The following is a 5,168-nucleotide window of genomic DNA, read 5'->3' as shown; positions in this document are numbered from 1 at the left end:
ATTACCACTGCCCCTTGTGGGAGCTGGCTTGCCAGCGAAGCTTTTACTCCACCCGGGTTTCGCCGGTAAACACCAGCGTCTGCCGACAGCGCCGGCACAGGTACCGACGCCCCTGGCGCACCAGCCCATGGCGCTGCGCCGAGAACGGGAAATCACTCCCCGCACACGGGCACTTGTAGATGTAACGCGTGACGCTGCGGCGCTTGACCGCGTAGTTGTGGCAGCGATTGGGCGGCAGCTCGTACACCCCGCGCATGATCAGTTGCCACTCTTCCCCGTGCGGCTGGATACGCTCGCCGAACAGCTGGTGCGCCACCAGATGCGCGACCTCGTGGGGCACGGTCTGCCTGAGGAAGTCTTCGCTGTTTTCACGGTACAACTGCAGATTGAAGCGCAGCAGGTTTTCGTGCAGGTGTGCGACACCGGCCTTCTGCCCGCGCAGCTTGAAACTCACTTCGGGGCGCAGGAAGGTGCGTTTGAAAAAGCTTTCGGCTTGCTGGTAACAGCGTTCGACGCGGGAATTGAGCAGCTCTGGCATAACGGTTGAATACTCCTGGCCGGCGATTATGCCGCAACCCGGGCGGCGTTGCCGAGACCGCTGGTCCACACAGCATCAGGCCGCCTTGCGGCAGCCTGATGGTACAGCCCCTATGTTGGCGTATTTTCTAGTTGGTGTAGACGGGCCCCACGCCCAGTCCCCAGACGATCACAGTGAAGGCCATGATGGCGACCAGCACCACCAGCCCCACCGCCAGCACCGAACTCGAGAACAGAAAGCCTTCATCGGAAGGAATGTTCATGAAGGTCGGCAAACCGACGTACAGCAGGTAGACCGTGTAGCAGATGGCCGCCGTGCCGACGATCATCCCCAGCCACAGGTGCGGATAAAGCGCCGCCAGGCCGCCGATGAACAGCGGGGTGGCGGTGTAGGTGGCAAACGCGATGCATTGGGCCATGCTCGGGGTGGCGTCGTAGGTGCGCGCCATCCAGTGGATGAAAGCCCCCATCACCGCCACCCCGCCGAGCATGGCCAGGTACGACATCACGGTCATCCAGATCGCGCTGTCGACCGTGAGCATGACCGGTGCGCGATTGCCGATGACCCAGCCGACCTGGGTGGTGCCGATAAAGGCGGAGACGGCGGGTATCGCCGCCAGGATCAAGGTGTGGGTCAGGTACATGTGGCTGATGGTTTCGTCTTCGCCACGGATTTCTTTCCATTCCTGGTCAGGATGGGTGAACAGCCCCAGAACGTGATGGATCATGCCAGTCACTCCCTCGTTGTTGCCATCGCCCCCCAGCGGAGCGCGTGCGCGGCCCAGAGGTTGGGCCTGACGGGATCAGGTCACGCTTGCTGTGGCCTTATGACGCAGTATAGGAAGGGGTTCGCCGCACAAACCCGCTTTTTTAGAGCAAATCGCGCTGTCAGGCGCGCCCTTGATTCCCTTGCAGTCTTTATCGGATGGGCCTACGCGCAGGCGGGGTTTATGCGTAAAATGTGCGGCTTTTGTCACACCTCGCGGATCCAAGCGCTATGGGCACCCTCTCGGTCAACCAGAACAAACTGCAAAAACGCCTGCGTCGCCTCGCTGGCGAAGCCGTCACCGACTTCAACATGATCGAAGAGGGCGACAAGGTCATGGTCTGCCTGTCCGGCGGCAAAGACAGCTACACCCTGCTCGATGTGCTGCTGCACCTGCAGAAAGTGGCGCCGATCAAGTTCGAGATCGTCGCGGTGAACATGGACCAGAAGCAACCAGGCTTCCCTGAGCACATCTTGCCGGCGTACCTGGCGGCGCTGGGCATCGAGTACCACATCGTCGAGAAGGATACCTACTCGGTGGTCAAGGAACTGATCCCCGAAGGCAAGACCACCTGCTCGCTGTGCTCGCGCCTGCGGCGTGGCACCTTGTACACCTTCGCCGACGAGATCGGTGCGACCAAGATGGCCCTGGGGCATCACCGCGACGACATCGTCGAGACCTTCTTTCTCAACATGTTCTTCAACGGCACGCTCAAGGCCATGCCGCCCAAGCTGCGCGCCGACGACGGGCGCAACGTGGTGATCCGTCCGCTGGCGTACTGCGCCGAGAAGGATATCCAGGCCTATTCGGACATGAAGCAATTCCCGATCATCCCGTGCAACCTGTGCGGCTCGCAGGAGAACCTGCAGCGCCAGGTGGTCAAGGACATGCTGGTGGAGTGGGAGCGCAAGACGCCGGGGCGTACCGAGAGCATCTTCCGCGGCCTGCAGAACGTGGTGCCTTCGCAACTGGCAGACCGCAACCTGTTCGACTTCACCAACCTGCGCATCGATGAAAACGCCGCCCCGCGTTTTGTCGACGTGCTGAATATCTGACCGGCATGCGCGATTATCAGTGGTTGCACACGTTCTGCCTGAACCGCTTCGGCTCGGCGGCCGCGCTCGAAGCGCACCTGCCCGAGGCGTTCGGCCCGGCGCAATTGCGCCTGATCAGCGATGACCGTTACCTCTCGACCATGGCCTTGCGGGTGTTTCGCGCCGGTCTCAAACACAGCCTGGTGGATGCCAAGTGGCCGGCGTTCGAGCAGGTGTTCTTCGGCTTCGACCCGCAAAAGGTCGTGCTGATGGGCGCCGAGCACCTGGAGCGGCTGATGCAGGACACCCGCATCATCCGCCACCTGGGCAAGCTCAAGAGCGTGCCGCGCAATGCGCAGTTCGTGCTCGACGTGGCGCGTGAGAAGGGCAGTTTCGGTGCGTTGATCGCCGACTGGCCGGTGACCGACATCGTGGGGCTGTGGAAGTACCTGGCCAAGCATGGCAACCAGATGGGCGGGTTGTCGGCGCCGCGGTTTCTGCGCATGGTCGGCAAGGACACCTTCGTGCCCACCAATGACGTGGTGGCGGCGCTGGTGGCGCAGAAGGTGATCGACAAGCAGCCGACCAGCCAGCGCGACCTGGCCACGGTGCAGCAGGTGTTCAACCAGTGGCATGCCGAGAGTGGGCGGCCGCTGTGCCAGTTGTCGATGATGCTGGCGTACACCGTCAATCACTGACTCTTGTGTTGCCCCCTTCGCTGGCAAGCCAGCTCCCACAGGTTCTGCGCTGCCCTTGAGAGCACTGCATTTCCCTGTGGGAGCTGGCTTGCCAGCGAAAGGCGCCCCAGCTCCCGCAGGTTCTGCGCTGCCCTTGAGAGCACTGCATTTCCCTGTGGGAGCTGGCTTGCCAGCGAAGGGCGCGCCGCTTACTCGGCGCCCGCCACCCGCCGTTCATACTGAAAGCGCCAGCGCACATACAGCAGCGCACTCACGAACAACCCCAGGCTGATCCCCACCTCCAGCCATCCCAGCAGCGCCCGTGCCGGGTCGAACGCGGCCAGCACGCCCTTGATGAAATACAGGTTCACCACAAAGCAAGTCCATGCATGCGCACGTGCACTGCCCATCAGCATGCCCGGCAGCACCAGCAGCAACGGCACCAGCTCGATGGCCAGGATCACCCCGGTGCGTGCGCCGTGCAGGTCGGCAAACCACAGGTTGTTCACCGTCAGCAGCGTGATCAGGCCCAGGAACGTCGCCAGGCTCAATATTCGCGTCACACGCAGGCGTGGCGCCAGCCACTGCAGCGGTGGCAGCACCTTGGGCTTCTTAGCCACGGCCGTTCTCCAGCAGCAGGGCGGTACTCGCCAGGCGTTGACCCAGGGCACGGCACAGGGCGATTTCGTCGGCGTCCAGGTCACGCTTGCCATCGGCCCCGGCATGGTGGCTGGCGCCATACGGCGTGCCACCGCCACGGGTGTCGAGCAAGGCCGACTCGCTGTAGGGCAAGCCCATGATCAGCATGCCGTGGTGCATCAAGGGCAGCAGCATCGATAGCAGGGTCGACTCTTGCCCGCCGTGCAGGCTGGCGGTGGAGGTGAACACGGCGGCCGGCTTGCCCACCAGACCGCCGCTCAGCCACAGGCTGCTGGTGCCGTCGATGAAGTACTTGAGCGGTGCGGCCATGTTGCCGAAGCGCGTCGGGCTGCCCAGGGCCAGGCCTGAACAATGGCGCAGGTCGTCGAGGGTGGCATACAGCGCGCCGGTCTCGGGGATGTCCGGGGCTACCGCCTCGCACTCGGTGGAGATCGCCGGCACTGTGCGCAGGCGCGCCTCCAGCCCACCAAGCTCCACACCGCGGGCGATCTGCCGCGCCATCTCGCTGGTGGAACCATGGCGGCTGTAGAACAGGATCAGGATGTACGGCGCGCTCACGGCAGGATCTCCAGCACCTGCTCGGGCGGACGGCCGATCACCGCTTTGTCGCCAGCCACCAGGATCGGCCGCTCGATCAGTTTCGGATGCTTGACCATGGCCTCGATCAGTTGTGCATCGCTCAAGGCCGGGTTGGCCAGCTCGAGGCTTTTATACTCGTCTTCACCGCTGCGCAGCAGTTGGCGTGCACCGATGCCCAACTTGCCGAGCAAGGCCTGGAGGGTGGCGGCATCGGGCGGGGTTTCCAGGTAGCGCACCACGGTCGGGGCCAGGCCACGGGCTTCGAGCAATTCCAGTGCGCTGCGGGATTTAGAGCAGCGTGGATTGTGATACAGGGTCAGGTCGGTCATGTTCGGGTCGCATCCAGCAGGGGGTGGCGGCTATTCTAACCGCAGCGAATTGGCATTTTGCCTGAATCTTGAAGAAGGATTGACCCATGACAAGGCGATTGGCGGCAGCCCTGGCCATTACCGCGAGCCTGCTGCTCGGTGGATGCGGTGCAGACTACGGCCTCGACCAGAACGGCAACACGGTGCAGGCCGAGCAGATCGACGGGCGCTGGGTGGTGCTCAACTACTGGGCGGAATGGTGCGGGCCGTGCCGTACCGAGATCCCCGAGCTGAACGCTGCTGCCAAGGACTGGCAGGCGCAGGGTGTGACGGTGGTGGGGGTGAATTTCGACGGTTTGCGCGGTGACGAGCTGAAAAAGGCCAGCGAAGCGCTGGGCATCAGCTTCACCGTGCTGGCCGACGACCCGGCCGAGCGTTACGAGCTGCCCCGCAGCGAAGCCTTGCCGGTGACCTACATCATCGATGACAAGGGCAAGGTGCGGGAGCAGTTGATGGGCGAGCAGACGGCCGAGGGGCTGGCCGAGAAGATCAAGCTGCTCAAGGGCGCCTGATCGGCGCTGCGCCTTTCGCTGGCAGGCCAGCTCC

The 5,168-nt window shown here is 63.5% G+C and carries 8 protein-coding genes; 3 read left to right on the top strand and 5 right to left on the bottom strand.

What is annotated here, in order from left to right:
* Nucleotides 1–43 precede the first annotated feature (43 nt).
* Complete coding sequence (locus G3436_RS09685; protein ID WP_163944062.1) at nt 44–538, bottom strand: SprT family zinc-dependent metalloprotease; 495 nt, start codon at nt 536–538, stop codon at nt 44–46.
* A gap of 127 nt (nt 539–665) precedes the next feature.
* Nucleotides 666–1,265, bottom strand: a complete 600-nt coding sequence (locus G3436_RS09680) for a Yip1 family protein (RefSeq protein ID WP_163944059.1) — start codon at nt 1,263–1,265, stop codon at nt 666–668.
* A 269-nt stretch (nt 1,266–1,534) separates the two neighbouring features.
* Here G3436_RS09680 and ttcA point away from each other — a divergent pair, with 269 nt between their 5' ends.
* Both ttcA and G3436_RS09670 read left to right on the top strand, forming a co-directional pair.
* A complete protein-coding gene (gene ttcA, locus G3436_RS09675) occupies nt 1,535–2,359 on the top strand; it encodes a tRNA 2-thiocytidine(32) synthetase TtcA (protein WP_163944056.1) in 825 nt (274 codons plus the stop codon).
* Between the two features lie 5 nt (nt 2,360–2,364).
* A complete protein-coding gene (locus tag G3436_RS09670) occupies nt 2,365–3,036 on the top strand; it encodes a DNA-3-methyladenine glycosylase I (RefSeq protein WP_163944053.1) in 672 nt (223 codons plus the stop codon).
* 188 nt (nt 3,037–3,224) lie between these two features.
* Here G3436_RS09670 and G3436_RS09665 read toward each other — a convergent pair whose 3' ends face one another.
* The 3 genes from G3436_RS09665 to arsC are packed head-to-tail and all read right to left on the bottom strand — an operon-like array spanning nt 3,225 to nt 4,583.
* Nucleotides 3,225–3,635, bottom strand: a complete 411-nt coding sequence (locus G3436_RS09665) for a DUF2069 domain-containing protein (protein ID WP_163944050.1) — start codon at nt 3,633–3,635, stop codon at nt 3,225–3,227.
* The gene (wrbA, locus tag G3436_RS09660) at nt 3,628–4,233 is read right to left on the bottom strand and encodes an NAD(P)H:quinone oxidoreductase (RefSeq protein WP_163944047.1); all 606 of its coding nucleotides are present in this window, start codon (nt 4,231–4,233) and stop codon (nt 3,628–3,630) included. Before wrbA ends, G3436_RS09665 begins: the two co-directional genes overlap by 8 nt.
* Nucleotides 4,230–4,583: an arsenate reductase (glutaredoxin) gene (gene arsC / locus G3436_RS09655; RefSeq protein WP_163944044.1), complete on the bottom strand. Its 354-nt coding sequence runs from the start codon at nt 4,581–4,583 to the stop codon at nt 4,230–4,232. The genes wrbA and arsC overlap by 4 nt, the downstream gene beginning before the upstream one ends.
* Before the next feature lie 86 nt (nt 4,584–4,669).
* Here arsC and G3436_RS09650 point away from each other — a divergent pair, with 86 nt between their 5' ends.
* Entirely contained in the window at nt 4,670–5,134 is a 465-nt protein-coding gene (locus tag G3436_RS09650; protein ID WP_163944041.1) for a TlpA disulfide reductase family protein, read from the top strand.
* The last annotated feature ends 34 nt before the right edge of the window (nt 5,135–5,168 follow it).

The organism is Pseudomonas brassicae (assembly GCF_010671725.1).
Classification (GTDB): domain Bacteria; phylum Pseudomonadota; class Gammaproteobacteria; order Pseudomonadales; family Pseudomonadaceae; genus Aquipseudomonas; species Aquipseudomonas brassicae.
This window is presented reverse-complemented; position numbering and strand designations above follow the sequence as displayed.

Bases quoted from the DNA above. Each gene is read 5' to 3' on its own strand.
- G3436_RS09685 (WP_163944062.1), bottom strand. From the start codon at position 538: ATGCCAGAGCTGCTCAATTCCCGCGTCGAACGCTGTTACCAGCAAGCC.
- ttcA (WP_163944056.1), top strand. From the start codon at position 1,535: ATGGGCACCCTCTCGGTCAACCAGAACAAACTGCAAAAACGCCTGCGT.
- G3436_RS09670 (WP_163944053.1), top strand. From the start codon at position 2,365: ATGCGCGATTATCAGTGGTTGCACACGTTCTGCCTGAACCGCTTCGGC.
- arsC (WP_163944044.1), bottom strand. From the start codon at position 4,583: ATGACCGACCTGACCCTGTATCACAATCCACGCTGCTCTAAATCCCGC.
- G3436_RS09680 (WP_163944059.1), bottom strand. From the start codon at position 1,265: ATGATCCATCACGTTCTGGGGCTGTTCACCCATCCTGACCAGGAATGG.
- G3436_RS09650 (WP_163944041.1), top strand. From the start codon at position 4,670: ATGACAAGGCGATTGGCGGCAGCCCTGGCCATTACCGCGAGCCTGCTG.